Below are 24,489 nucleotides of genomic sequence, written 5' to 3' on the forward strand. Positions count from 1 at the left end.
GGCTTCTCCCTGTTTGAATGGTTGCAATCAAAAAAACTGTTGCATCAGACATCAGGCATGTTGCAGCAATATTTAAAGAAGGTGTTTTTTGTGTTTGGGCTCATGGTTTTAGCAAATTTCGCCTCTGATACCGGAAGTCCATGGGAAAACAGGGGCAAAAAAGAATCTGATTATCACGAACCTTCACCCATTTACCACGAACCTTCAGCCATTTACCACGAACCTTCAGCCATGCGAACCTTCAATCAGGGAAACTGAAGGCCAGATTTTACATCTGCCCGCATTAAAATATCCGCTCGCACCATGGCATGGCCTGAACAAACGCACCAACAAACTGTGGCTGAGTCAGGATAGTAATCAGAAAAAATAAAAAGCCTTGGAAAAATGGGATTAACCGCCTGATTTCCCGGAGAACGATCAGGCGGGACTCTTCCGAATCAAACGGAATCAAAAAAGACTCCGGATAAAACAGTTGCTGCTGCTTTTCTCCTGAGGACTGCTTTCACTGCTGTCTTTCACAGCCCTTGGATTGGGATGGTAGCTTTTTGTATCCACCCCAAGCCCCATGCCTTCAGCGATGGATTCCCAGGGGATGAACTTGAAGTTGGGGTTGGAGAAAGTGCCGTCCGGATTTGTGTTCCTGCCGTCCTGAATCACAAGAAGGCCCTTGGGAAAGCGTTCGCCCATGGGGACATTCACCACCTCCATGCCGTCACACTCCTCGCTGCCGTCAATCCCTCTCCCGTTGTCCACCACCACAAAGCTGCCGATGAAGGCATTGTCTCCCTTGCGCTCATACACGGCAAAGGAATTGGAACCCTGGCTGGAAACCAGCAGATAGCCTTCCCCGCTGGCACCGTAGTAAAGGGCGATCCCTTCGATGTCCGGAACGAGGTGTCCGTTTTTTCCCCCAAGGGCTACGGGTGTCAGGGGAAGTGTGGCATCATCGGGTTCTGCTCCGATTTTGAATACGCCCACCTCTTCCTGGCAGATGTAGAGAATACCCGCCTCCTGATCCACGGTCAGGCCTTCGGCCTGCTCGTCATTCTTGCCGCCGGTGAGGTCAATATCCCGTACGGCCTTCCAGGTGACAGTGCCCGATGTCGTGGGGATCAGCTCCAGCTGGCGGATTTTCCAGGTGGCTGCCTGGGTGACAAAGGCATAAAATTTTCCACTTGCAGGACTCTTGTACAGGGCCAGACCGTAGGGCGTGTCCTCGGAGGGCTCTCCACCAAAAATAACCTCTGCTCCCGGATCCGTGATGTTTCTCAGATAGGGCGCGGATTCCGAGATGGCGTAGATGGCCAGTTTGTCGCCAGCCCTGTCCGAGAAAACGGCAATATCGAGGATCTCCTGCCCTACCCCCATGGCATAGGCCACATCCACATTGTTGTAACGCACATTTCCGGGGTTCACATCCACAAGGGTTTCACCCTTCACCGTATAGATGGAGTATCCCGCCTTTTTCTGGGTGCAGATCACAAGGCTTTTTTCCGGATCTTCGGGATGCACCCAGAAAGCGGGGTCATCGGCATCGCTGCCGCCGGACTCCGGAACCGCGGTTTCCAGAACGGGCCGTACAAGGACAGCGGTGTTGGGCGCAAAATTGATGTCACCCGCCGTCATCCGTGCACGGGCCACCATGCTGGCCGAAGCCTGATTCGCGTCATAGGCTCCCTCTCCCGTAAGAAAGCCCCAGGCCCAGACACTGCCGTCCATGGACTGACGGGCGCTTCTGAAGCGGGAAGCTCCATCCGGAGCCCGGCCCTGGATACCCATGTCCGCACCTCCGAAAAACCGGTCGCCTGTGCTGTCCGCCCAGCCTGCGGCATCCAGCACGCTGGCTCCATGAGGCAGGCCGGAGATGGACCCTGTGGCATCCATGTCAAGTTTCGTGCCGATGGTGGGCGGGGTCTGACTGTACACAAGGAGTACGGAAAGACTTTCCGGGGAGAAAAAACCGCTTTCCGGCATACGGGAGAGCACCGTGGTGGCAGGCGGCACCTCCGGCATTTCCGCCCCTTGAGCTTGGATAAGCGCCAGTCCGTTGCCGCCCAGGGTAAAGGAACCGAGGGAAAGTACCTGGAGAATTTCTCCTGCATTCGCCGCCTTGCCGGACACGGCAAGCAGGTGGAGATCGGAAACGGCGGTCATGGGATTGCCCGTCAGCTCCACCCAGGGCTGAAGACCGCTTCCTGAAGGGGGGGTGACAAGCATCTCGTTTAAGAGGACAAAGGGCGCTTCCACAAAATTTTCCCTGCCCGGAGTAATGCGGGCGTTGGGCGGAAGGTTTGCCGAAGCCTTGGCCGGATCATAGCGGCGCTCCGTGTTATCACCCATGTCGATGAGATCCCCGTTGCACCAGGCGTTAGCTTCACTGACCCCGTTTTTTCCCAGAAAGCGGGTGGCGAAATCCGGGTTGGAGGAACTCTGGGTCAGAATGGCGGGAGAATAGACCTTCCCGCCACCCTTGTCCTGCCAGCCGACGCTATCGGTGATGCGGGCGTTGCCGAGGCTGAGCACGCCCTGGTCGTCCGGATCCAGATCCATGCCTGTGCTAATGCCTTCGGCCTGATGCAGCACCATGAATGTGATGGCATCGTGGGGAAAGAGGCCATTTTTTTCTGCTTTGCCGTCTTTCATCACCCGGAACTCCGGAGCAGGGATGGAAGTGGTGTCCGGATGACGGTCGGTGTAGGCATCCGGGTGGTGGAGCAGCACAAGACCATTGGCTCCCGCCTGAAACCCGTCAAGATTCCTGGCATAGATCACCTTGCCGGGATTCTTGCTGCCATCCAGGGCAAGAAAGGTGTAGCCGTCAAGGGGAATCCCCGGTGTTGTCAGAAGCTCTATGAATTCCATGTGGTCATCATTGCCCGGTGGATTGATGCCGATTTCGTTGAGCAGTACAGCTGCGCTGGCATTCCCCATCCCCATAAGGGCCAGGGTGCTGAGACCTGCGCAGAAAGCTCTGATCTGACGCTTCACGTTTTTCTCCTTTAAGATAAATTGGATATAAAAATAAAAAGCTCCGGGCATGAAAAAATTCTTTTCCATGCCAGAAAGCAGGGTACGCCCTTATTTTTCCCGGCCCAGAGAAACACTTAAGGCCAGAGATCGCTGAAGGAGCAGAAAGACGCAGAGGGGCGGCAGCAGGGTCAGAACCGCTCCCGCCATGACCACGCCCCAGTGGGTGGCATCCTGACCTGAGGTCATCATGCGGAGGCCCACCTGCACCATCTGCCTGGAGCCGTCCCGGATGATCACAAGGGGCCAGAGGTACTGGTTCCAGACATAAACGAAATCGATGAGAGCCATGGCGGCGATGACGTTGCGGCTCATGGGCAGCAAAATCCGCAGCATGAAGGCTGAAAGCCCCACCCCGTCCACCCGGGCCGCGTCCACCAGCTCCAGGGGAATCTGGAGAAAGTGCTGGCGGAACAGAAAGACGCTGGTGGCGGAAGCCATGAAGGGCACGGTGAGGGCAAAGGCACTGTCCGCCCATCCCAGAGCCGTCACCCGGTCAAAGAGGGCCACGATCATGATTTCCGTGGGCATCATGAGGGTCATGAGCACGAATGCGAAAAAAAATCCCCGGAAGGGCAGGCGGAAATAGACAAAGGCCGTTGCCGCAAGAAAGGCGGTCAGGGTTTTTCCGAGGGTCACCGTAATGGCGATGAAAAGGGAGTTTTTCATGTAAAGCCCCAGCCTGTAGGTTTCCCAGGCCAGGCTGTAGTTTTCAGAGGTGGCTGTACCAAAGGCAAGCTTTGGGGGAAAGGAGAAGATCTGGGCCGGAGTCTGGGTGGAAAAAACAAGGGCCAGCAGAACCGGAGCCCCCACCACCGCCACCGCAAAAAGAAGCGTGAGATGGGAGAACATGCCTTTCCCCCAGCCCTCCTTCTGTCTGAAAAGCGAAAAAACTTTCCTCATTGCCTTCCTCCGTAATGAATGCCCCTTCCATAGGTTCTGAACTTCACCAGAGTGAGAAAGGCCACGGCCCCGAGGAGAAGCACGGATTGGGCGGCGGCACTTCCCGTTTTCAGAAATTCGAAACCATCCCGGTACAGGCTGTAGATCATGAGGAGGGTAGCATCGGAAGGTCCGCCCTTTGTGATGAGGTCCACCACGGGAAAGACATCAAAGACCGCATACATGAGGTTCACCACCAGAAGAAAAAGGGTCATGGGCGCAAGGAGGGGCAGAAAAACCCGCAGAAGCCGCATCACATGGCCAGCACCGTCCATGCGTGCGGCTTCCAGCACGTCTCTGGGCAGGCTGGAAAGGGCTGCGAGGTAAAAGATGAGGTTGTAGCCGATGTTTTTCCAGATGGCGGCTCCCACCACCACGGTCATGGCCAGGGCCGGGCTGGCCAGCCAGTCCGGATGACGGCCGAAAAGGGCGTCAAGGCCTGCGTTCACAAGCCCCACCTGATTGCTGAAAAGAAAAAGAAAAATCACCCCCGCCACAGCGGGAGACAGGGCATAGGGCCAGATGAGAAAAAGACGGTAAAAACCCCTGCCCCCTTTCACCCCATGCACAAGAAGGGCAAGGAGAAGCCCCAGTCCCATGCCCCCTGTGACGGTGAAAAAGGTGAAGATCAGGGTGGCCTGGAACATTCTCCGGTATCCCGGCTCAAAAAAAAGATCCCGGTAATTGCCAAGGCCGCAGAATTCCTCCCGAAGCCCCAGAAAGGCCACCTGATGAAAGGAAAGGCGCAGGGTCTCCAGAATGGGGCCATATAAAAACATCACGAGGATGAGCAGGGTGGGCAGCAGAAACAAAAGCCCCAGCCATCGGTTTGAGGAAAAGGGTGTGGAAATGTTCATGCAACGCTCCATGCAAAGGGGCGACTGAATCCAGCCGCCCCGCAGCATCGTTTTCGTGCAGGAAACCCGATCCGGACGGGCTTCCTATTTCACGGACCGGTTGTAATCCTGAAGGGCCTTATCCGCCCGCGTGTCCGCTTCCTTCAGGGCCTTTTCCACGGGAGTGCCGCTCAGAATCTGCTGCATGGCGTCGGTGATGATGGTGCGGATCTCGGGGAAGGGTCCCAGCAGGGCGCCCTGGGAGGCGCGGTTCACCCGTGTGGAAAGGAGCTGCTCAAAGGCTGCGGTGTAGGCGGGGTTCTTCTCAAACCAGCCCTGATTTTTCACCACATCACAGGAGCTGGTGCGCACGGGGAAATACCCCGTTCCCTTGTGCCAGCGTACCCCGTTTTCCGTGTTGGTGAGCCAGAGAAGGAAGGTTCTTGCGGCCTCCATTTCTTCGGGGCTTTTATCCCGCGTCATCCAGATGGAAGCGCCGCCCACCACAACACCGTTGCGTTCCATGCCGTCAGGCGCAGGAAGGGGCCCGGTTCCCAGGGCATAACCGTTTTCAAAGGCCGCAGCCTGATGGAAGGTCACATCCGAGGTGGAAGTGATGAGCATGCCGGTCTGGCCGGAAACAAAGAGCTTGTTGGCCCCGTCCCAGTCCTCGGGCTTGCCGGAATAGGCGTAGAGTCCCTTGTCGTAAAGCTCCTTCCACCAGGTGGCCGTACGCATCATGGCGGGGGAGTCGAGGTGGGTTTCGGTGGCCCGTCCTGCCCTGCCGTTTTCATTGTTGGCCAAGAGGGCTCCCTGCATGCTTATCCATTGTTCCACAAACCAGGAGTGCAGGGGCCAGGTGATGCCCTTAACCGCCGCTTTGGAGCGCACGATCTGCTCCGCAGCCTTCATGATCTCCCCGTAGGTTTTTGGTGGATTTTCCGGATCCAGGCCCGCCTTGCGGAAGATGTCCTTGTTGTAATAAAGGACAGGGTTGGAGGAGTTCCAGGGAATGGAGTTGAACTGTCCGTTGATGGTGTAGTAGTTGGCCACAGGGGGAATATAGTCTTCAAGATCCCGAAGGGCGGAGGCCTCAAGTCCCTGGGCAAAGGGGGTGAAGATCCCGGAATCCAGGGCCATCTGGGTACCCACTTCAAAGATATGCACCATGTGCGGAGATTTTTTCTGGCGATGGGCCAGAATGGTGGCGTTGAGGGTATCCCGGTAGGAGCCCTTGTACTCGGCCTTCACCTCAATCTGGGGATGGGTGAAGTTGAAATCCGCCACCATACGCTCAATAAAGGCGATGTTTCCGCCTCCCATGGCGTGCCAGAAGGTGACTTCCACCTTTTTGGGTGCGGCGGCGAGAGCGCTTCCCGCCATGACCAGACCCAGAACAATACTGCATGCAGCACGAGCCCACTTTACCATCCGTCTGTCTCCCTGTGATTGTTAAGTTTATTTCATGCGGCGGAGGCCGTCTGTGCCGGACTTAAGCATCTGCCGCTTTGTGCATCAAAAAAGTAGAAATCCTCTTCCCGCGCATGGAGATGAAGGGTCTCTCCCTCCCGCACCCTGTGGCCGGAAGCCCTGAACCGCACGGGAATGCCTGCACTTTCCCCATGCACCAGAAGATCGCCGCCTACGGGTTCGAGAAGGCGGACATCCGCCACCATGGCGGATCTTTTGTCTTGAGGGCCTGCAGGCCGCAGATGTTCCGGCCGCACGCCCACGGTGAGTTTCTTTTCACCGTTGAGAATCCGCTGACGCGCGTCTGAAAGCAGGATGCGGCCCCCGTTTTCAAGAAGGACAGCGCCGTGAGCATCCCGCAGGCCGGAAAAAAAATTCATGGAAGGGGTACCGATGAAGCCCGCCACAAAACGATTGACCGGGGAAGCGTACAGATCCTTCGGGCAGGCGATCTGCACGATTTTTCCCGCCTCCATCACGGCGATGCGGTCTGCGATGGTCATGGCCTCGGACTGGTCGTGGGTGACATAGACCATGGTGGTGCCCAGACGGCGCTGGAGTTCCCTGATCTCAATGCGCATCTGCATGCGAAGGGCGGCGTCGAGGTTGGAGAGGGGTTCATCGAGGAGAAAAAGTCTCGGGTTCCGCACAAGGCAGCGGCCCATGGCCACCCGCTGGCGCTGGCCTCCGGACAGGGCCGCAGGCTTTCTCCTGAGAAGATCGGAAAGTCCCAGCATGGCGGCGGTTGTGGCCACAAGGCGCTTGCGCTCGGCTTTGGGGATGCCCCGGGCCCGCAGGGGAAAGGCCATGTTTTCCTCCACACTCATGTGGGGATAGAGGGCATAGCTCTGGAACACCATGGCCACGTTGCGTTTTTCCGGAGACCTGCGGGTGATGTCTTCTCCCCCCAGTCGGAGGGAGCCTGCGTCCGGCTGGTCGAGGCCTGCGATGAGGCGCAGCAGCGTGCTCTTACCGCTTCCCGAAGGCCCGACGCAGACGAGAAGCTCTCCTGCGGCGATTTCAAGGTTCACTCCGGAAAGCACGGGAATGCCTCCCAGCTTCTTTTCCACATTCTTCAGAACAAGATCTGTCATGCCATGGCCCCCTGGTGTTGCGAAATAAAGATTCCGCCTTCATGCCATGGCCCTGTTCGGGTTTTGTTGGGAATGGATGGATATTGTGTTCGGAATGCGGAAAGCGATGGGGCAAGGGGAGGGCGTTTTGGGGGAGGCCTGGGTATGGTCTGCGTCACGTTTTGTGACGCAGATGCGTAGGAGACTCAGGTCTTCGCCGCGTCTATGGGGTGAAGACCTGGGAATTCTTCTGGAGAAGGGCTTTCAAGGTGCATGGACGGGGACGATGCTGAGGATCCGCAGGCCCGGAAATATGAAGGTTCTGACGGAGACCAAGAGCCTTTGGGCCGCTGGGTTCGGTGACTCGTCTTTCCCAATCGTACGTTTCAGATTCTGCTTTCAGGCGCCTGACTGCACGGACTCGCCCCCATGTTTCAGGCTGAAGGTGGAAGATTGAGCCTGTACCTGAGTGAGAAGGGTTCTCAGAGGATCCTGGGACTGGCGCAGGGCGGTGTATTCTCGGGCAATCATGGAAAGGGGGCGGTCTTCGGTATCAGAGAAGAAGCTGCTTTGGCCCTTTCCCGTGGTGATTTGCTGGAGGCTTTTGTGCAGCCCCAGAGAGGCAAAGGCATTTTTGAAGGAAGTATCTTCCTGCAGACGTTTTTCAAGTTCCCATGCCCCCCCACTCTTGCTGCTGACCTTGATACTTCCCTTTTCCGTGAGACGGAGGGTGACTTCCGCATCTTCAGGGATGCCCGCCTCGGTCCTGGCCTGGAGGATGCGTTCATTAACGGTATCCAGAATGGCCTTGTGGCTGTCTTCCAGCATGGTTTTTGTGATTTTTCCGCTGATGGGGAGTCCCATGTTTTCCCGGAGTTTGGCACCCTGCACCTCTTCGGAAAGACTGACCCGATCCTGGCGGTTGCCTGTGGCTGCGGTGTCGGTGTTCGCCCGGGTTCTGCTGCTTAGCGCACTGGGGGTATTCTGTATTTTTCTTTCATCGTTGCGTTCCGTGAGAACCGTATCGCTTCGCTGGTAGGCCTGAATTCCTGTGATCATGGGTTTGCCTCCTTATATCGTGCACGCGCCCTCTGGGCGTTTGGGCTTGTTTCTGTAAGGACCCATAAGCAAAAATGGTGCCGTTATTCTTAATTCTGGAATGCGGGGATGATGGGACCCCTGCGGGATGATTTTTTTTTTAGGGATCCTGAGGGTTTACTGCAAGATTCTGAGAAGGGATGCCAGACACTGGGGGCTCAAAAGAGGCCCATGTTTTGTCCTGGCAGTGGAATGGGGGAAAAAGATGCCGAGCTGGGTGGATATTTTGGCGGGGGATGTTTGACAGGCCGGAGGCTGGGTTGTAGTCTTCGTCCTGCGATACGCCGAAATCCTTTGGGGTGACCTTTGCCTTCTTTGGAGGGCATTGTGTGCGTAGCATTTTTGTCAGGATGCGGTCCGTGAGGCCGTATACGGATATACAAATATGGAGAAAGGAAGTGAAAATGGGAAAAAAAGTACTGGTCATCGGTGCTGTGGCCCTGGGATCCAAGGCCGCCTGCCGTCTCAAACGCCTGGAGCCCGATGCGGAAGTGCTGCTCATGGATCAGGATGAACACATTTCCTACGGGGGGTGCGGAATTCCCTATTATGTATCCGGAGATGTGGCGGATGCCTCAGCTTTACAGAGTACAAGCTTTCACATGCTCCGGGACGAGCGTTTTTTCAAGGATTGCAAAGATATTGATGTCATGACCCGTACACGGGTTACGACCATAGACCGTAAGGCAAAACGTGTAGAGATTCTTAAAAGCGATGGAACCTCTGCGTGGTTGTCCTATGATAAGCTTGTGATCGGTACAGGTTCCAGGGTCCGGGATCTGAAAATTCCGGGGCAGGAGCTGGCTGGCGTTTTTTCTGTGGGGTCTTTGAGAGATGCCATCCAGATCAAGGCCGCCATCGCTTCCGGCCAGGTGGGAACTGCGGTTGTGGTGGGTGCGGGGTTCATTGGCCTTGAGATGGCGGAAGCCCTGGCAGACATGTGGGGCATTGAAACCACGGTGATTGAGATCGCAGACCAGATCATGCCCGGCTTTGTGGGGCCTGAGATGGCAAAAATGGCCCAGACCCACATGGAGGCCAAGGGGGTGACTTTCCGTCTGCGCCAGAGCGTGATCCGGCTGGAAGGAGAGGCAGGGCAGGTGACCGGTGTGGTGACCGAAAAGGAAAGTTTTGATGCAGACCTTGTGATTCTGGCGGCGGGTATTGTACCCAATGGTGAGCTGGCCGCCGCCGCAGGGCTTGAGGTGGGCTTCAATGGCGGCATTGTGGTGGATGCGCACATGCGTACGGAAGATCCGGATATTTATGCGGGTGGGGATTGTGTGCTGGTTCCCAATGCCATCACAGGGAAGCCGGGGTATTATCCCCTGGGCTCCCTTTCCAACCGCCAGGGCCGGGTCATCGGGGACAACCTTGCGGGAAAGGATTCTGTTTCCCCCCCAGTGGTGGGCAGTTTTGTGGTCAAACTTTTTGATGTCTGCCTCTGTGGCGCGGGTCTCACCCTGAAAAAAGCCCTGGAAGAAGGATTTGACGCCATCAGTGTGCGCATGTGCCAGCTGGACCGGGCGCATTTTTATCCCACCAAGGAACTGATGTATCTGGAGCTGGTGGTGGATCGCAGCACCCGACAGGTCTTGGGTATTCAGGGGGTGGGCAGCAAGGGCGACGCTACCGTGGGGCGTATCAACGCTGTGGCTGCTCTCTTATCCCGCAAGCCCAGGGTGGAGGATATTTCCAATCTTGAGCTTGCCTATTCACCGCCCTTTTCTTCGGCCATGGACATTGTCAATGCCCTGGGGAATGTGGCGGACAATCTGCTGGATGGTCGGATGCACCCCATCGGCTGTGAGGTCTTTGCGGAAACCTGGGAAAAAATCGAAAAAGGCGAGGTATGTCTCATTGATTGCCGGGCGCGGGCGGATGCAAAGGTGTATGAAGAAAAATATCCGGGCATCTGGAAAGGTATTCCTCAGGATGAGCTTTTGCGCAGGATGGATGAGCTGCCCAAAGACAAGCCCATCGTGCTGATCTGTAATACCGGGGTGCGTTCCTACGAGGCCCAGCTGAACCTGAGAGCCATGGGGCATACGGACAATGTCACGGTGTTTGGCGGGGTGGCCATGCTGAAGCACTGGGGAATGGATATCTGAGGCTTGAAGGCAGGACTTTGGGGGCCATGCCGAAGGTCAGACGTTTTTTTCGGCATGGCCCTGATATCTAAAAAGATGGTTTTCTATTGTTCAAGAAGCCGAAGACTCTGAACCTGGGCGCGGACCTCTTCAATGAGTTTAAGGTCGTCTTTGTGGAACTGTACGGCAATCCCCTTTTCTCCGGAACGGACCACGACCCCAAGCAGGCTGAGATAGCTGGCGTTGGGAAAGGGAATCACCAGATTGATTTCCGTTCCGGGCGGCAGGAGGTGGCGGGTTTTGATGAAAACACCCCCGCCGCTGATGTCAAGGATATACTCCCTGAATTCCAGATCCTGGGCGCTGTAAACCACGGGGCTGAAGTAGTTTTGCCGGGCGTCTTTTCGTTTTTCTGGGAAGTCGTCCATGGCGGGATCCTTGATGGAAGGGGAGAAAAGAAAATGGGGCGATCCGCTGCAGAAATCGCCCCGTATACCGGGTGGGAGGAAAGGAGGAGGGGAAAACTTTATGAACACACTACAAAACAATGTTTATTCTGGCAATGGGTGATTTGTATTATTTTTTCTGGGAAAATTTCCTGAGCTTCCGGGGAGGGGCAGAAACAGGGGCGGGATTTTCCGGAAAATTAAGCAGCGAAAAACGAGGATGGAGGCATATTATGGAAAAGGGCAGTGTGCTTATTACGGGCGCATCGTCGGGTTTTGGCGAAGCCTGCGCCCGCTGGTACGCAAAACGCGGGTATCCCCTGATTCTCGCCGCCCGGAGACGGGATCGGCTGGAAGCCCTGGCGGAAAAGCTTGATACCCCGGTGTTTCTCATGTGCCTGGATGTGCGGGAGAGGATTGCAGTGAAAGAAGCACTGGAATGTATACCCGAAGGGTTTTCCGGGGTTGAGATCCTCATCAACAACGCGGGGCTGGCCCTGGGGCTTGCGCCTGCTGCGGAGGCGGATCTGGATGACTGGGAAACCATGGTGGATACCAACATCAAGGGACTTATGTATCTTACCCGGGGGCTTTTGCCTGGAATGGTGGAAAGGCGGAGGGGGCATATTGTGAACATGGGGTCCGTTGCCGGAAGCTGGCCCTATCCCGGAGGAAACGCCTATGGAGCCACCAAGGCCTTTGTGGAGCAGTTTTCAAGGAATCTGCGCTGTGATGTTCTGGGCAAGGGCATCCGGATAACCAATATAGCGCCGGGTATGGCGGAAACGGAGTTTTCCCTCGTGCGTTTCAAGGGGCAGGCGGATAAGGCGGCGGAGACCTACCAGGGAGTGGAGGCGCTTTCCGCGGAGGATATTGCAGAGATTGTGGGCTGGGTGACCACGCTGCCTCAGCATGTGAACATCAACCATCTGGAAGTCATGCCTACCCAGCAGGCCTGGGGACCTTTTGCGGTGAGCCGGGATGTCTGAGAAGTCGAAATGCAAAAAGCCGATCCTTGCGGGATCGGCCTTCTCTTGTTGGATCTGTTTGGTCGGGGCGAGAGGATTTGAACCTCCGACCCCTAGCACCCCATGCTAGTGCGCTACCAGGCTGCGCTACGCCCCGACACAAAACGAGAGCTTGTCTACCACCAGGCCTTGGTGGTGTCAAGCAAAAGGATGGAAAAAATGTCAGGCCTTGAAAAAAAAATGCAGAGGCTCGGAGGAAGACGTCCTTCATCCCACCTGCGGGCTCTTCCGCCGCCCCTTTTTCCCGGAGCCTGCATTGGCGTGGTGGCACCGGCGGGTGCACCGGATATCAGCGCCCTCGAAGCGGGACTGGAGGAGGTTCGGCGGCGCGGGTATGATGTGAAGGTGGCAGATCAGGTCTATCTGCGGGATGATCTTGGTTTTGCGGGTCCGGATATCCTGCGGGCAGAAACACTGATGGATTTTTTTGAGGATCCTTCGGTGGATGGTCTCTGGATGGCCAGGGGAGGGTATGGCTGCACCCGTCTTTTTTCCCATCTGGAGGCCCGGCGCATTGCTCCTTTTCCTAAGAGGCTCATGGGTTTCAGTGATGCGACGGCCCTTTTGTCCTTTCTCTGGGGAGATTGTGGCATGGCGGGTTTCCATGGTCCTGTGCTGACCCAGCTGGGACGCTTGCCTGAGCCGGACAGGGCTGCGGCCTTTGGGGCCTTTGGATGGGATGGTAAGGGCTCCCTTGCCATGCCTTTTGCGGGGATGTTACGGGAAGGACAGGCCAGGGGGTGGCTCTGTGGCGGAAACCTGACCATGCTCTCCCACCTCCTGGGAACCCCCTGGTGTCCGGATTTTTCGGGTTCTCTACTTTTTCTTGAGGATGTGAACGAGGCGGGCTATCGCATTGATCGCATGCTCTGTCATCTGTCCATGGCCGGGGTGATGGATGAAATTGCGGGCCTCATCCTCGGATCGTTTACCGGGTGCGGCAATACGGATACTCTCTATGCCCGCATCCTTGCCCATGTTCCGCCCGGACTTCCGGTGGCCTGGGGCCTGCCCCTGGGCCATGGAGAGACCCACCAGCCGCTTCTCTGGGGGGCGGAGGGTTTTCTCGATGCGGAAGCCGGACTTCTGAGATGGGAGTGGAATCATGCCTGCCCTTGATGTGTTGCTGGAAGCCGGTGTCCGGGAAAAGGTCTTTCCCGGCGCTTCCGCCTGGCTTGGTGTGGAAGGGCGTTGTGTCTGGTCCGGGGTCTCGGGGAATGCGGGTTTTTCCCCAAAAAAGAAGGTGGGGCATGATACCTTTTTTGATCTTGCTTCTCTGACCAAAGCGCTGGGAACCACCCTTGCCCTCATGGCGCTTGTGGAAAAAAAAGCCCTCACTCTGGAAGACCGGCTTTGGCTGTGGCTCCCGGAGTGGCGGGATGGTGGGTTGCGGGAGGAGATCTGTCTTTTTCACCTGCTGCAGCATACTTCGGGTTTGCCCGCGCACAGGCCTTTTTACCGGGATTTGGGGCCTGTTGCGGAGAAGGATCGCGAGGTATATCGTCTTGGGCTTCTTCGGGCCCTTTCCTTGGAGAGCATACCGGGAGAACGGACCCTCTACAGCGATCTGGGGTTTATGCTGTTGAAAACGGTGGTGGAAAGGGCAGGGGGAAGAGCCTTTGCTCAGGCGGTCAGATCAGCCTTGCCTCAGGGGGCAGAGATGAATCTTTTTTTTCCGGAAGCTGGGATTCTTTCAGGAGGGGAGGGCGATTTTGCGGCCACAGGAGTGAGTCCTGTGCGTCACCGCAGGCTGAAGGGTGAGGTGCATGATGAGAATGCCGCAGCCATGGGGGGGGTGGACGGGCATGCAGGGCTTTTTGGTACGGCGGCTGCGGTGGGCAAGGTGGGCATGGCTCTGGTGGAGGCCTGGCATGGAGACAGCTCCTGGCGGCATCCAGGGGTGTTGCGGCGTTTTCTCCAGTGGCCGGGAGACGGAAAACGTCCCTTGGGCTTTGATCGGCCTTCGGGGCCCCAGCCGTCCTGCGGCAGATTTTTTTCCAGAAAGACCGCAGGGCATCTGGGATTTACGGGAAGCTCCCTGTGGATGGACATGGAAAGGAAGATTGTGGTGGTACTTTTGACCAATCGTGTGCATTATGGTGATGAACACTGGAAAATTCGTTCCTTCAGGCCCCGCTTCCATGATGGGGTGATGGAGGCCCTGGGCTGGGGTGAGAAGGGAGAATTTTGCTTGTAAACAGAAGTTTTTTTTGGTAGCGAAAGCACGGATCAAGGTGGATATCCACGGGGGTGAGGGTATCTTGAGTGTCCACATTGTCCGGTATTTTGTTTCCGGAGGGTGGGCAGCCTTGTTTTCTTGTGTTTTTTTATTGTGTGACTGACCGAAAACCAGGGTGTTTGTCCGTTCTCTAGAGTAAGGCCTGATTGGAACCTCTCCCGATGGTGTTTTTTTAAAGGGTCTTTGGGGTCTGAGGGAAAAGAGGGTCTTGCAAGGAGCTGGGCCTGGGAAATTGTCCTGCCATCCACGGAGTTTGCTGTCTTTTTCTGGAACGTGGTGTTCAGGAGGTATGCTCCGGGCCTTTTGCACAGACATGAGAAAGCGCGGGCAAAAGACGGTTTTTGTTCAACTGCCGCATACGTCTCCCGTCCTGTTCCGCACAGTATGCCCCCCACCGGCTCTGACCAGCAGAGGTTTTTTTTGCAGGCCTTACTCTCTAGCCTGCCGGGAATCAAAAGCCATTTTCTTATGTAGAAAAGAGGAGTGATGAATCTTTTTCTGGATTCCATCTTGGGTGTTTTTTCCAGTGATCTGGCCATTGACCTGGGTACGGCCAATACGCTGGTTTATGTCAAGGGCAAGGGCATTGTGCTCAGCGAGCCATCCGTGGTGGCGGTTCGTACGGATAATCGCCATAAGAACCGGGTGCTGGCCGTAGGGCAGGAAGCCAAGAACATGTTGGGCCGTACCCCTGGCAATATTGTCGCCATTCGTCCCATGCGGGATGGGGTGATTGCGGACTTTGAAGTGACCGAAGCCATGCTGCGGCATTTCATCCACAAGGTACACAATCGAAGAACCTTTGTCCGGCCAAGGATCATCATTGCCGTACCTTCGGGTATCACGCCGGTGGAGAAACGAGCCGTTCGGGAGTCCGCGGAATCCGCAGGGGCCAGGGAAGTTTTCCTCATTGAAGAACCCATGGCCGCAGCCATCGGCGCGGGGCTTCCCATCACAGAACCGACCTGTAACATGGTTGTGGATATCGGAGGGGGTACCACGGAGGTTGCGGTGATTTCCCTTGCAGGCATTGTCTACAGCCGGTCGCTGCGGGTGGCTGGGGATAAGATGGACGAAGCCATCATGCAGTACATCAAACGGAAATACAATCTGCTCATCGGCGAGCGAACCTCCGAAATCATCAAGACCACCATTGGTAATGCCTATCCGGACCCTGATAATCTCGAAACCCTGGAAGTGAAAGGCCGGGATCTGGTCTCCGGCATTCCCAAAATTCTGGCCATTGATTCCGAGGAAGTCCGTGTGGCCATTTCTGAGCAGATCGAAGCCATTGTGGAAACCGTGAAAATCGCCCTGGAACGTACGCCGCCTGAGCTTGCCGCAGATATTGTGGATCGGGGCATTGTGCTGACCGGCGGGGGAGCTTTGCTGAAAAATCTTGATAAGCTGCTTCGGGAAAAATGCGGGCTGCCCATTACTGTGACAGAGGATCCCTTGTCAACGGTGGCCCAGGGGGCGGGGCGCTCTCTGGACAGCATTGAGATTCTCCGTCAGGTCATGATTACCTGATATCATGTTCTCCCGTAAATTTTTTTTGGTATGCGTTTTTTTTATTCTTCTGGCCGTCACCTTTGTTTCTCTGGGGTTGAGCGGGCGGCATTCCCGTGGCATTTCCGGGACAGGAGGTCTGTCCCTTTTTTTTGTGGGTCCTCTGCAGGAAGGGGCGACCAGGGCTGTACAGGCCCTGGGCTCTGTGTGGCGTGTGTATTTTGATTGTGTGCGTCAGGCCCGGGAGAATGTGGAGCTGCGCCGGGCCTTGGGGCTTGCCCGGGAAAAGGAAAACTATTTTCTGGAGCTCGCCATAGCCAATGAACGTCTGCGCACCTTTCTCAATTTCCGGGAAGAGGAGGCCAGTGAGGTTCTGGCGGCTGAAATTGTCGGGAAGGATCCTTCTCCCTGGTTCAAAACCTTTATCGTGAACCGGGGCGAACGGGATGGAGTGCGCGTGGGCTTGCCTGTGGTGGTTCCTGAAGGCATTGTGGGGCAGGTTGTGGAGGTCACGGGGCGCTATGCCAAAGTGCTTCTGATCACAGACCGCATGAGCGGTGTGGATGCCCTGGTGCAGCGTACCCGGGCCCGCGGGGTTGTCAATGGCATGGGGGCTTCCTTCTGCTCCTTTTCCTATGCCTTGAGGCGCTACGACATTGCTGAAGGGGACGTGGTGGTCAGCTCCGGGCTGGACCGCATCTATCCCAAGGGCTTGCGCATCGGTGAAGTGGAGGGCGTGGTGCGGGGTCATGAGGGAATTTTTCAGGATGTCCGTGTCCGGCCTTTTGTGGATTTTGAGCGGATAGAAGAAGTCCTGATTCTTTTATCCTTTGACAATGATCTGAGGGATGCATCCGAAGGAGATTTCTGAGGCATGGGCGTGGTTTTTCATGGTCTGCTGATCTCTGGCCTTCTCCTCCTGATGACGATTTTTTTTGCGGGTTACCCCGTATGCAATCCCATCCTGGTGTATGTGGTCTATCTGGGGCTGGATGCGGATCTTGTGCCCGGTCTCGGCCTTGCCCTGGTTGCGGGGCTGCTTCTGGATGGCCTTTCGGGCACACCCGTGGGAGTGTTTCTTTTCACCTTTCTTTGGGTGTTCTGCATGGTTCGCTGGCTGGGGGGGTTTCTGCGGACCACAAGCCCCCTTTTTCCCCTGCTTGCCGTTCTTGCGGGTCTTGTTCTTGAAAATTTTTTTACCTTCCTTGTGCTGGCTTTCGGGTCCCACGGACAAGAAACCTGGTTCATGGGGATCCGTTTTCTGCTGTCTCAGATGGCGACAGCCCTGTTCTTCTGCCCCCTGCTGTTGTTTTTTTTCCGCAGGCTGCACCTGATTTTTGTGCGGAAAAAAGGTCCGGGACGATCCGACCGCAGTCATTTTCCTTCCGTATCCCTGTCCGTGCGGAGATAAGAAAGGGAGAAAAATGGCACCGGGGTCTGATTATCTGAGAAATTCCGAAAATGATGGCTACCGCCGTCGCCTGATGTTCTTGTTTGGATTTGCTGCCTTTTTTTTTCTCATCCTCCTGACTCGCCTTTTTTATCTTCAGATCCTGCAGGGCGATGAGTACGCCAGGCTTTCGGAAAACAACTGCATCCGCCTGCAGAGTATCCCTCCCCATCGTGGATTGATCTATGACCGGAATGCGCGTCTTCTTGTGGATAACCGGCCAGCCTATGACCTCCAGATTGTTCCCGGTGACGCTCGTCCCATGGCTGAGGTGCTGGCGCGCCTTTCTGAGCTTTCCGGTATTCCGGTTTCTGATTTTGAGGAGAGGCTTGAGAGGAACCGGGGGCCTGGGTACCGCGCGGTTCTGCTGCGCCAGGATCTGGAGAGGGATGTGGTGGGGATACTCAGCGCCAGGCGCTACGACCTTCCCGGTGTCCGAATTGATGCCAAACCCCGGCGTCAGTACATGTATCCCGGGCTTGCGGCTCATCTCATCGGCTATCTTGGGGAGGTGAATGCCCAGGAATTGCAAAGACCTGAAAACGCTGATCTGCGCGGGGGAGATTTTCTGGGAAAGACGGGGGTGGAAAGGGTTTATGACACCATCCTGCGGGGAGAGCGGGGGGGGCGTCAGGTGGAAGTCAACGCCCGGGGGCAGGTGGTGAGAATTCTGCAGACCGTGCCCGCAAAGCCCGGTGCCAGTTTGTACCTGGCCATGGATCAGGACCTTCAGGCCCGGACCGAGGCTCTGATGGAAGGCCGGGTGGGTGCTGTGGTGGCCATGGATCCCCAGAACGGTCAGGTGCTGGCCATGGTGTCGAGTCCCTCCTTTGATCAGAATCTTTTTGCAAAGGGGATTGGGACCGAGGAGTGGCGGAAGCTTGTGGAAAATCGGCACAGGCCCATGGAAAATAAGGTAATCCAGGGAGCCTATCCGCCGGCCTCCACGTATAAGATCATTTCCGCCATGGCGGCGCTGGAGGAGGGGGTGGTGGATTCTGGCACCCGTTTTTTCTGCTCAGGTTCCCATGCCTATGGGGATCGGAATTTCCGGTGCTGGAAAAGAACAGGGCATGGCAGCCTGAACCTCGTGGAAGCTTTGGAACATTCCTGTGACGTGTATTTCTATCAGGTAGGGCAGCGGCTGGGGGTGGATCGTCTGGCTTGGTATGCTCGGGCTGCGGGTTTTGGCCGGAGAACAGGTGTGGATCTGGATCATGAAGAAGCCGGGCTGGTGCCCACGGCGGGCTGGAAGCGCCGAAGGCTGGGGATTCCCTGGCAGGGAGGAGAAACCCTTTCCGTGGTTATCGGACAGGGGTATAATCTGGCCACCTGCATGCAGGCCGCGGTGATGATGGCGGCCGTGGGGAATGGGGGTACGCTTTACCGCCCCCAGGTGGTGCATGAAATCCGGGAGGCGGGCGGAAACCTTGTGAAGCGATTTGCTCCGGAGGTCACGGGGCGTCTTCCCGTAACGCCGGAAAACCTTGAGCTGATTCGGGAAGGGCTCTGGAATGTGGTGAATCGTCCGACAGGGACGGCCCGACGTATCCGGGACCCGGAACTGGATATCGCTGGAAAAACGGGAACGGCCCAGGTTCTCAGCCGCAAAAGTGAGGATGAGGAGTCTTCATCCAGACCGGGTTTTGAACCCCATGCCTGGTTTGTGGCCTTTGCTCCCTATCGGGATCCGAAGATTGCGGTGGCGGTGATCGTAGAGCATGGTGAGGCCGGGTCTGCTGTGGCAGCCCCCATTGCAGCGGAGGTGATCCGTTCTTATCTGAAATCCGGGAAAAAAGCCGATGAAACGGGACCATGAACCTAAGCCTTCCTCATGGGAAAGAATAGAACATGTTTGATCGGAGATTGATCACGCATTTTGATTGGGGCCTGCTGGCTCTCACCCTGCTTTTGGGATGCGTGGGCAGTGTGGTGCTTTATAGCGCTGTGCATGCGGGGGGGAGTGTGAATCATGATGGGCTTCTGGTAAGGCAGCTTTTCTGGTTTGCCATCGGGGGCGGGGTGATGCTTTTTTCCCTTCTTTTCAGTTACAAACGCTTGGATCAGTGGGGGGTTTTTATCTATGCCGGAGGCCTTCTGCTTCTTGTCGGGGTGATGGTTTTTGGTCGCTATGGCGGGGGGGCGAGGCGTTGGCTGGTCCTGGGGCCCATTTCCATACAGCCCTCGGAATTAATGAAGATTGCCCTGTGCATCATTCTTGCCCGGTATTTTGCTAAGACCTTCACGGGAGAAGGCCTCAGGATCCGGGATCTTGTACAGCCCTTTCTTCTGGTTCTTTTTCCCTTTATCCTGATCGTGCAGCAACCGGATCTGGGAACGGCCATTCTGCTGTTTATCATTGGAGGGAGTCTTACGCTTTTTGTGGGGCTAAAGCGCCATACCTTTCTGACGCTCATGGGGGCAGGCCTTGCCTGTGTTCCCATGATCTGGTTTTTTCTGAAGGAATATCAGAAACAGAGAATTCTGACCTTCCTTGATCCCGGGAGAGATCCTCTGGGTACGGGATACCACATTATTCAGTCCAAGATTGCCATTGGATCCGGTCAGCTTTTTGGCAAGGGATTCCTCGGAGGCACGCAGAATGCTCTGGATTTTCTTCCGGAGCAGCATACGGATTTTATTTTATCCGTTCTGGCGGAGGAATGGGGTTTTGTGGGGTGTGCGGTCCTGCTGTTTCTCTATCTCCTGTTCCTCGCCTGGAGCCTGAATGTGGCCTATCGGTGCAGGGATGCGTTCGGGACTTTTCTGGCTGTCGGTATTACAGTCATGAATTTCTGGCATATCTTTATCAATATGGGGATGGTGATGGGGCTTTTGCCCGTGGTGGGAGTGCCCTTGCCCATGGTGAGTTATGGGGGCTCGTCTGTGGTGACCATGTTCCTTGGGGTGGGGATTCTGCTCAATATCAGCATGCGCAGGTTTATTGTGGATTAGAAAAAGGGGGGAGGCGGATTTTCTCATGGAAGGTGCTCCGTGTCTTTTCTGCTTTGGGTATAAAGGTTTTTTTTGTTGCCATGATGCTTTTTTCAGATGAAAAAAGAGGGGGTTATTTTTTAAAATAAGGAGGATAAATGAAAGAATATGCTTAAAATATCAGGAAATTTTGAAAAACACTTTGACAATTTTCCTGTTTCAGTGCTAGTTAGCCCCGATTAAGGTTAGGTCTGTGCGTATTCGACGGATGTTCGGTAAGCCGCATGTCAGTTCGGTGAAGGCACAGGTACGCAAAAAAGGTCTGGAACGCACGAACTCTGGAGGGCATTTATGGACATCGGCGTGGACGGATCCCTAGGGATTCAGATCCTCAACTTTGTTGTGCTGATCGTTGTGCTGAACGCGGTGCTGTACAAACCCATACGACGGATTCTGGGAAAGCGCAGGGAGACGGTCGAAGGACTTGAAACGGCGATTTCGAAGATGCGGGCCGATGGGAACGCCTGCCTTGAGGCCGTGAAGGCCGGGATCAAGGAAGCCCGAAGCAGTGGGGTCAAGGAAAAAAATGCTGTGATTGAAAGCGTCAGCGCAGAGGAGAAGAAGCGTATCGCTGAAATCCAGGAAGGTATTCAGAAGGATCTTGAGGCCTTTCGTGTGCGTATCGCTGCGGAAGCCGAGGATGCCCGGAAGGTGCTGACCGCCCAGGTGGATGCCTTTGCCTCTGCCATTGCAGAAAAGATTCTCGGGAGGGCTATCTGATATGAAGGCAAAGAAGCTTTTTCTCACGTCCCTGGTTTTTCTGCTGAGCACGGGCCTGGCCCTTGCGGCGGGTGACGGAGAAAGTACCTGGAGCCGCATTGACACCTATAAAGTGATGAACTTTACGGTTCTTGTGGTTCTTTTGTATTTTGCTTTAAGAAAGCCGGTTGCAAGATTTCTGAATGGCCGTATAGAGGGCATTGAACAGCAACTGGCGGATCTGGAACAGCAGAAACTTGCTGCTGAAAAAGAGCTGGCCGAATATCGTCGTCAGCTTGAAGCCATGGATGCGGAAGCCAAAACCATTCTGGCAGAGTACCGCAAACAGGGCGAGGCAGCCAAGGGGCGCATCCTTGCCGAAGCCGAAGCCTCTGCGGCCAAGATGCGGGAACAGGCCCAGCGGAATATTGAGCATGAGTTTGCCAGAGCCCGCGCCCGTCTTCAGGCGGAGGTCATGGAAACGGCCCTGGTACGCGCCGAGGCGCTGATTCAGGAAAAAATCGGACCTGAAGACCACGAGCGACTGACGGAAGAATATCTTAAAAAGGTGGTGGCATCGTGAAGAATCTTGCACTGGCAAGGCGATACGCCAAAGCCTTGCTTCTGATTGGAAAAGAAGATGGTCAGATGGATACATACCGGCGGGAGCTGGAAAGTGTCTGTTCTGTTTTCCAGGAAAATGACAATCTGCGGCAAATTCTGTCTAATCCCCTCTATGCCCGTGCTGCACGGCGTCAGATTCTGGAAACTGTGGTGCAGAAGCTGGACCTTTCCAGGGTCATGCAGTCCTTTCTGCTGTTGCTTTTTGATAAGGGGCGGGTGGAGAGGCTGAAGGACGTGGAGCGTTCCTACCAGCAACTGGCCGATGCGTTTCAGAACATTGCCCGGGCGCAGATCACATCGGCTGTGGCTCTGGGGGATGCGGCTGTGGAAGGGATTCGCGCAGCCCTCGTTCGAATGACAAACCGGGATGTGGTCCTTGCTGTGGATGAGGATCCCCGGATTATCGGTGGCATTGTCACCAAGGTCGGGGATCTGGTCTATGACGGTAGTATCAGAACCCAGTTACGGAATCTGAGAGAATCTTTTAAAAGGGGTGAAGGTATCTGATGGAAATCAAAGCGGAAGAAATCAGCCAGATCATCCAGGAGCAAATCAAGGATTTCGACAAGAGCGTTCAGCTCAGCGAAACCGGTGTTGTCCTGTCTGTTGGCGACGGAATCTCACGTGTGTATGGCCTTGAAAAAGCGATGGCCCTCGAATTGATTGAATTCCCCGGCGACGTATTCGGCCTTGCGCTGAACCTGGAAGAGGACAACGTGGGGATCGCCCTCATGGGTCCGGATACGGGCATCAAAGAAGGGGATGTGGTCAAGCGTACGGGTCGCATTGCGGAAGTTCCCGTGGGTGAGGCGCTTCTGGGCCGTGTTGTGGACACTCTGGGGCAGCCCTTGGATGGCAAGGGGCCCATCAAGAGTACGGAGTCCCGGCGTCTTGAAGTGGTGGCGCCTGGCGTTGTGGACAGAAAAAGTGTTCACGAGCCCATGTACACAGGCCTCAAGGCCATTGACGCCATGATTCCCATTGGCCGGGGCCAGCGCGAACTGATCATTGGCGACCGCCAGATCGGCAAGACCGCCGTAGCCATTGATGCTATCATCAACCAGAAGAACAGCGGCGTGAAGTGCATTTATGTGGCCTGCGGACAGAAACAGTCCACAGTGGCCCAGGTGGTTGCGGTTCTGGAAGAAAACGGTGCCATGGAGTACACCACCGTGGTTTCCGCCTGCGCTTCTGATCCTGCGGCCCTTCAGTACCTTGCACCCTATTCAGGATGCGCCATGGGCGAGTATTTCCGGGATAAGGGTGAGCATGCTCTCATCATTTATGATGACCTTTCCAAGCAGGCGGCCGCCTATCGCCAGGTATCCCTCCTGCTGCGCCGTCCGCCAGGACGTGAAGCCTTCCCCGGTGACGTTTTCTACAACCACTCCCGTCTTCTGGAACGTGCAGCCAAGCTTTCCGATGAACTGGGTGCTGGCTCCCTTACGGCCCTTCCCATCGTGGAAACCCAGCAGGGTGACGTTGCTGCCTTCATTCCCACCAACGTAATCTCCATCACTGACGGTCAGATCTATCTGGAACCGAGACTTTTCTTCTCCGGTGTGCGGCCTGCGGTAAACGTGGGGATTTCCGTTTCGAGGGTCGGGGGATCCGCCCAGGACAAGGCCATGAAGCAAGTTGCAGGCACCCTGCGTCTGGATCTGGCCCAGTACCGTGAACTGGAGGCCTTTGCCGCCTTTGGATCGGATCTGGATGCCGCCACCCAGCGTCAGCTGACCCGTGGTGCCCGTCTGGTGGAAGTTCTGAAGCAGCCTCAGTTCAAACCCCTGAAGCTTGAGAATCAGGTTGCCATCATTTATGCCGGAACCAAGGGCTATATTGACAAATACCCTGTCAATATGGTGGCCAAGTACGAAGCCGGTCTGCATGCCTTCCTGGAAGCGCGTTATGCGGATGTGTTGAAGCGTATTGCCGAAGAAAAGAAGCTTTCTGAAGAGGCAGAGGCAAAGCTGAATGAGGCCCTCAAGGTCTATGGCGACGAATTCCAGGATACCATCAAGTAAGACCTGGCCTTCCCATCAGCAAACACTGACTCTAATTAAGGTGATTTCATGGCAACGCTAAAGGAAGTCAAAACAAAGATCTCCGGGGTCAAAAAGACCAAGCAGATCACCAAGGCCATGAACATGGTCGCGGCTTCCCGGCTCCGGAGCACGCAGCGGCGGATGAGCGCTTTCCGCCCCTATGCGCTGAAATACGGAGAAGTGCTGGGAAGTCTTGCAGGAAGGGCCGGAGAAGGTGCAAGCCCTCTTCTGGTTCCCAGGGAAGAGGTGAGAAAGGTTCATCTTGTCCTGTGTACGTCGGATAGAGGCCTTTGCGGTGGTTTCAACAACAATATCGTTGAAGCTGCGGAGCGCTGGATGAAAGGGCTTGCAGAGGGTGTTGAGGTCTCTTTCACGGCTTTTGGGAAAAAGGGCCGAGACTGGGTTCGGAAGAGCGGTGGCGACCTTAAGGATGCCCATCTGGGGATTGTGGGAGCGAGCTTCAGCTTCGGAGTGGCTTCCGCCGCAGGCCAGAAGCTGATTGCGGACTTTCTGGAAGGCTCCTATGATGAGGTGCATATCCTTTATCCGGAATTCCTGACCATGAGCCGTCAGGTGCCTGCTGTGCATCAGCTTCTTCCCATTCCTGCCCTTGAAACGGCGGAAGTGGCTGAAGATGAAAAAGAAACCTATATTCCAGAGCATATCTGTGAACCTTCGCCCGAGGCATTGCTCAATGCCATGCTTCCCCGGAATGTCCATATCCAGATTTACCGAGCTCTTCTGGAAACGTCCACCAGTGAACATGCGGCACGCATGGTGGCCATGGACAACGCAACCCGCGCCTGCAATGACATGATCAAGGATCTGAACAGGACATTCAACAAGGCCCGTCAGGCAGCGATCACCAATGACCTGATGGACATTGTGGGTGGTGCTGAGGCCCTTCGCGGATAATCCT

Annotated in this window: 22 protein-coding genes, 1 tRNA gene and 1 pseudogene; 15 read left to right on the forward strand and 9 right to left on the reverse strand. The window is 55.8% G+C overall.

Going from position 1 to position 24,489, the window contains the following annotated elements; all coding sequences use genetic code 11:
* Nucleotides 1–258 (forward strand): hypothetical protein (locus RBR60_RS13215; protein ID WP_320357548.1); only part of this gene is annotated, 258 nt, incomplete at its 5' end.
* A gap of 189 nt (nt 259–447) precedes the next feature.
* Here RBR60_RS13215 and RBR60_RS13220 read toward each other — a convergent pair.
* The 7 genes and pseudogenes from RBR60_RS13220 to RBR60_RS13245 all read right to left on the reverse strand — a co-directional run bounded on the left by RBR60_RS13220 (nt 448) and on the right by RBR60_RS13245 (nt 8,407).
* Nucleotides 448–2,988, reverse strand: coding sequence for a phytase (locus tag RBR60_RS13220; protein ID WP_320357550.1), 2,541 nt, complete (start codon nt 2,986–2,988; stop codon nt 448–450).
* Nucleotides 2,989–3,078: 90 nt separating this feature from the next.
* Nucleotides 3,079–3,879, reverse strand: a complete 801-nt coding sequence (locus tag RBR60_RS13225; RefSeq protein ID WP_320357552.1) for a carbohydrate ABC transporter permease — start codon at nt 3,877–3,879, stop codon at nt 3,079–3,081.
* 47 nt (nt 3,880–3,926) lie between these two features.
* Nucleotides 3,927–4,826, reverse strand: coding sequence for a sugar ABC transporter permease (locus RBR60_RS13230; RefSeq protein WP_320357554.1), 900 nt, complete (start codon nt 4,824–4,826; stop codon nt 3,927–3,929).
* Between the two features lie 84 nt (nt 4,827–4,910).
* Nucleotides 4,911–6,236, reverse strand: coding sequence for an ABC transporter substrate-binding protein (locus RBR60_RS13235; protein ID WP_320357556.1), 1,326 nt, complete (start codon nt 6,234–6,236; stop codon nt 4,911–4,913).
* A 32-nt stretch (nt 6,237–6,268) separates the two neighbouring features.
* Nucleotides 6,269–6,940: an ABC transporter ATP-binding protein gene (locus RBR60_RS16830; RefSeq protein ID WP_413815468.1), complete on the reverse strand. Its 672-nt coding sequence runs from the start codon at nt 6,938–6,940 to the stop codon at nt 6,269–6,271.
* A 6-nt stretch (nt 6,941–6,946) separates the two neighbouring features.
* Nucleotides 6,947–7,267: pseudogene (locus RBR60_RS16835) on the reverse strand (ATP-binding cassette domain-containing protein); the annotation flags it as partial.
* 480 nt (nt 7,268–7,747) lie between these two features.
* Nucleotides 7,748–8,407 (reverse strand): hypothetical protein, encoded by a 660-nt coding sequence (locus RBR60_RS13245; RefSeq protein WP_320357560.1) that lies wholly within the window; start codon nt 8,405–8,407, stop codon nt 7,748–7,750.
* Nucleotides 8,408–8,850: 443 nt separating this feature from the next.
* Here RBR60_RS13245 and RBR60_RS13250 point away from each other — a divergent pair, with 443 nt between their 5' ends.
* Nucleotides 8,851–10,557: an FAD-dependent oxidoreductase gene (locus RBR60_RS13250; RefSeq protein WP_320357562.1), complete on the forward strand. Its 1,707-nt coding sequence runs from the start codon at nt 8,851–8,853 to the stop codon at nt 10,555–10,557.
* Between the two features lie 83 nt (nt 10,558–10,640).
* Here the strand turns inward: RBR60_RS13250 and RBR60_RS13255 are convergent, their stop codons facing one another.
* Nucleotides 10,641–10,964: a PilZ domain-containing protein gene (locus tag RBR60_RS13255; RefSeq protein WP_320357564.1), complete on the reverse strand. Its 324-nt coding sequence runs from the start codon at nt 10,962–10,964 to the stop codon at nt 10,641–10,643.
* Between the two features lie 251 nt (nt 10,965–11,215).
* Here RBR60_RS13255 and RBR60_RS13260 point away from each other — a divergent pair, with 251 nt between their 5' ends.
* The gene (locus RBR60_RS13260) at nt 11,216–11,971 is read left to right on the forward strand and encodes an SDR family oxidoreductase (protein WP_320357565.1); all 756 of its coding nucleotides are present in this window, start codon (nt 11,216–11,218) and stop codon (nt 11,969–11,971) included.
* A gap of 59 nt (nt 11,972–12,030) precedes the next feature.
* On the opposite strand, the gene RBR60_RS13265 is transcribed toward RBR60_RS13260, so the two are convergent.
* A tRNA-Pro gene (locus tag RBR60_RS13265) sits at nt 12,031–12,107 on the reverse strand.
* Between the two features lie 62 nt (nt 12,108–12,169).
* On the opposite strand from RBR60_RS13265, the gene RBR60_RS13270 reads away from it, so the two are divergent.
* The 12 genes from RBR60_RS13270 to atpG all read left to right on the forward strand — a co-directional run bounded on the left by RBR60_RS13270 (nt 12,170) and on the right by atpG (nt 24,485).
* On the forward strand, nt 12,170–13,129 hold the full coding sequence (locus RBR60_RS13270; RefSeq protein WP_320357568.1) for an LD-carboxypeptidase: 960 nt from the start codon (nt 12,170–12,172) through the stop codon (nt 13,127–13,129).
* Entirely contained in the window at nt 13,116–14,207 is a 1,092-nt protein-coding gene (locus RBR60_RS13275) for a serine hydrolase domain-containing protein (protein WP_320357570.1), read from the forward strand. Before RBR60_RS13270 ends, RBR60_RS13275 begins: the two co-directional genes overlap by 14 nt.
* 528 nt (nt 14,208–14,735) lie before the next feature.
* Nucleotides 14,736–15,779, forward strand: a complete 1,044-nt coding sequence (locus RBR60_RS13280) for a rod shape-determining protein (RefSeq protein WP_320357572.1) — start codon at nt 14,736–14,738, stop codon at nt 15,777–15,779.
* Between the two features lie 4 nt (nt 15,780–15,783).
* Nucleotides 15,784–16,629 carry a rod shape-determining protein MreC gene (gene mreC, locus RBR60_RS13285; protein ID WP_320357573.1) on the forward strand — a complete coding sequence of 282 codons (846 nt, stop codon included), beginning with the start codon at nt 15,784–15,786 and terminating at the stop codon, nt 16,627–16,629.
* A 3-nt stretch (nt 16,630–16,632) separates the two neighbouring features.
* Nucleotides 16,633–17,169, forward strand: coding sequence for a hypothetical protein (locus tag RBR60_RS13290; protein WP_320357575.1), 537 nt, complete (start codon nt 16,633–16,635; stop codon nt 17,167–17,169).
* Between the two features lie 13 nt (nt 17,170–17,182).
* The gene (gene mrdA, locus RBR60_RS13295; RefSeq protein ID WP_320357578.1) at nt 17,183–19,027 is read left to right on the forward strand and encodes a penicillin-binding protein 2; all 1,845 of its coding nucleotides are present in this window, start codon (nt 17,183–17,185) and stop codon (nt 19,025–19,027) included.
* Between the two features lie 32 nt (nt 19,028–19,059).
* Entirely contained in the window at nt 19,060–20,163 is a 1,104-nt protein-coding gene (gene rodA, locus RBR60_RS13300; protein WP_320357579.1) for a rod shape-determining protein RodA, read from the forward strand.
* A 330-nt stretch (nt 20,164–20,493) separates the two neighbouring features.
* Nucleotides 20,494–20,922 carry an ATPase gene (locus tag RBR60_RS13305; protein ID WP_320357581.1) on the forward strand — a complete coding sequence of 143 codons (429 nt, stop codon included), beginning with the start codon at nt 20,494–20,496 and terminating at the stop codon, nt 20,920–20,922.
* Between the two features lies 1 nt (nt 20,923).
* Entirely contained in the window at nt 20,924–21,484 is a 561-nt protein-coding gene (locus RBR60_RS13310) for an ATP synthase F0 subunit B (RefSeq protein WP_320357583.1), read from the forward strand.
* On the forward strand, nt 21,481–22,032 hold the full coding sequence (gene atpH, locus RBR60_RS13315; protein ID WP_320357585.1) for an ATP synthase F1 subunit delta: 552 nt from the start codon (nt 21,481–21,483) through the stop codon (nt 22,030–22,032). The genes RBR60_RS13310 and atpH overlap by 4 nt, the downstream gene beginning before the upstream one ends.
* Nucleotides 22,032–23,549 carry a F0F1 ATP synthase subunit alpha gene (gene atpA, locus RBR60_RS13320; protein WP_320357587.1) on the forward strand — a complete coding sequence of 506 codons (1,518 nt, stop codon included), beginning with the start codon at nt 22,032–22,034 and terminating at the stop codon, nt 23,547–23,549. The genes atpH and atpA overlap by 1 nt, the downstream gene beginning before the upstream one ends.
* A 48-nt stretch (nt 23,550–23,597) precedes the next feature.
* Nucleotides 23,598–24,485, forward strand: coding sequence for an ATP synthase F1 subunit gamma (gene atpG, locus RBR60_RS13325; RefSeq protein WP_320357589.1), 888 nt, complete (start codon nt 23,598–23,600; stop codon nt 24,483–24,485).
* Nucleotides 24,486–24,489: the final 4 nt, after the last annotated feature.

The organism is Desulfobotulus sp. (assembly GCF_034006065.1).
GTDB lineage: Bacteria > Desulfobacterota > Desulfobacteria > Desulfobacterales > ASO4-4 > Desulfobotulus.

Coding starts and splice junctions, on each gene's coding strand:
- RBR60_RS13280 (WP_320357572.1), top strand. CDS start 14,736: ATGAATCTTTTTCTGGATTCCATCTTGGGTGTTTTTTCCAGTGATCTG.
- RBR60_RS13305 (WP_320357581.1), top strand. CDS start 20,494: ATGGACATCGGCGTGGACGGATCCCTAGGGATTCAGATCCTCAACTTT.
- mrdA (WP_320357578.1), top strand. CDS start 17,183: ATGGCACCGGGGTCTGATTATCTGAGAAATTCCGAAAATGATGGCTAC.
- atpG (WP_320357589.1), top strand. CDS start 23,598: ATGGCAACGCTAAAGGAAGTCAAAACAAAGATCTCCGGGGTCAAAAAG.
- mreC (WP_320357573.1), top strand. CDS start 15,784: ATGTTCTCCCGTAAATTTTTTTTGGTATGCGTTTTTTTTATTCTTCTG.
- RBR60_RS13290 (WP_320357575.1), top strand. CDS start 16,633: ATGGGCGTGGTTTTTCATGGTCTGCTGATCTCTGGCCTTCTCCTCCTG.
- RBR60_RS13245 (WP_320357560.1), bottom strand. CDS start 8,407: ATGATCACAGGAATTCAGGCCTACCAGCGAAGCGATACGGTTCTCACG.
- RBR60_RS13230 (WP_320357554.1), bottom strand. CDS start 4,826: ATGAACATTTCCACACCCTTTTCCTCAAACCGATGGCTGGGGCTTTTG.
- RBR60_RS16830 (WP_413815468.1), bottom strand. CDS start 6,940: ATGGGCCGCTGCCTTGTGCGGAACCCGAGACTTTTTCTCCTCGATGAA.
- rodA (WP_320357579.1), top strand. CDS start 19,060: ATGTTTGATCGGAGATTGATCACGCATTTTGATTGGGGCCTGCTGGCT.
- RBR60_RS13270 (WP_320357568.1), top strand. CDS start 12,170: ATGTCAGGCCTTGAAAAAAAAATGCAGAGGCTCGGAGGAAGACGTCCT.
- RBR60_RS13235 (WP_320357556.1), bottom strand. CDS start 6,236: ATGGTAAAGTGGGCTCGTGCTGCATGCAGTATTGTTCTGGGTCTGGTC.
- RBR60_RS13260 (WP_320357565.1), top strand. CDS start 11,216: ATGGAAAAGGGCAGTGTGCTTATTACGGGCGCATCGTCGGGTTTTGGC.
- RBR60_RS13255 (WP_320357564.1), bottom strand. CDS start 10,964: ATGGACGACTTCCCAGAAAAACGAAAAGACGCCCGGCAAAACTACTTC.
- RBR60_RS13310 (WP_320357583.1), top strand. CDS start 20,924: ATGAAGGCAAAGAAGCTTTTTCTCACGTCCCTGGTTTTTCTGCTGAGC.
- RBR60_RS13250 (WP_320357562.1), top strand. CDS start 8,851: ATGGGAAAAAAAGTACTGGTCATCGGTGCTGTGGCCCTGGGATCCAAG.
- atpA (WP_320357587.1), top strand. CDS start 22,032: ATGGAAATCAAAGCGGAAGAAATCAGCCAGATCATCCAGGAGCAAATC.
- RBR60_RS13225 (WP_320357552.1), bottom strand. CDS start 3,879: ATGTTCTCCCATCTCACGCTTCTTTTTGCGGTGGCGGTGGTGGGGGCT.
- RBR60_RS13275 (WP_320357570.1), top strand. CDS start 13,116: ATGCCTGCCCTTGATGTGTTGCTGGAAGCCGGTGTCCGGGAAAAGGTC.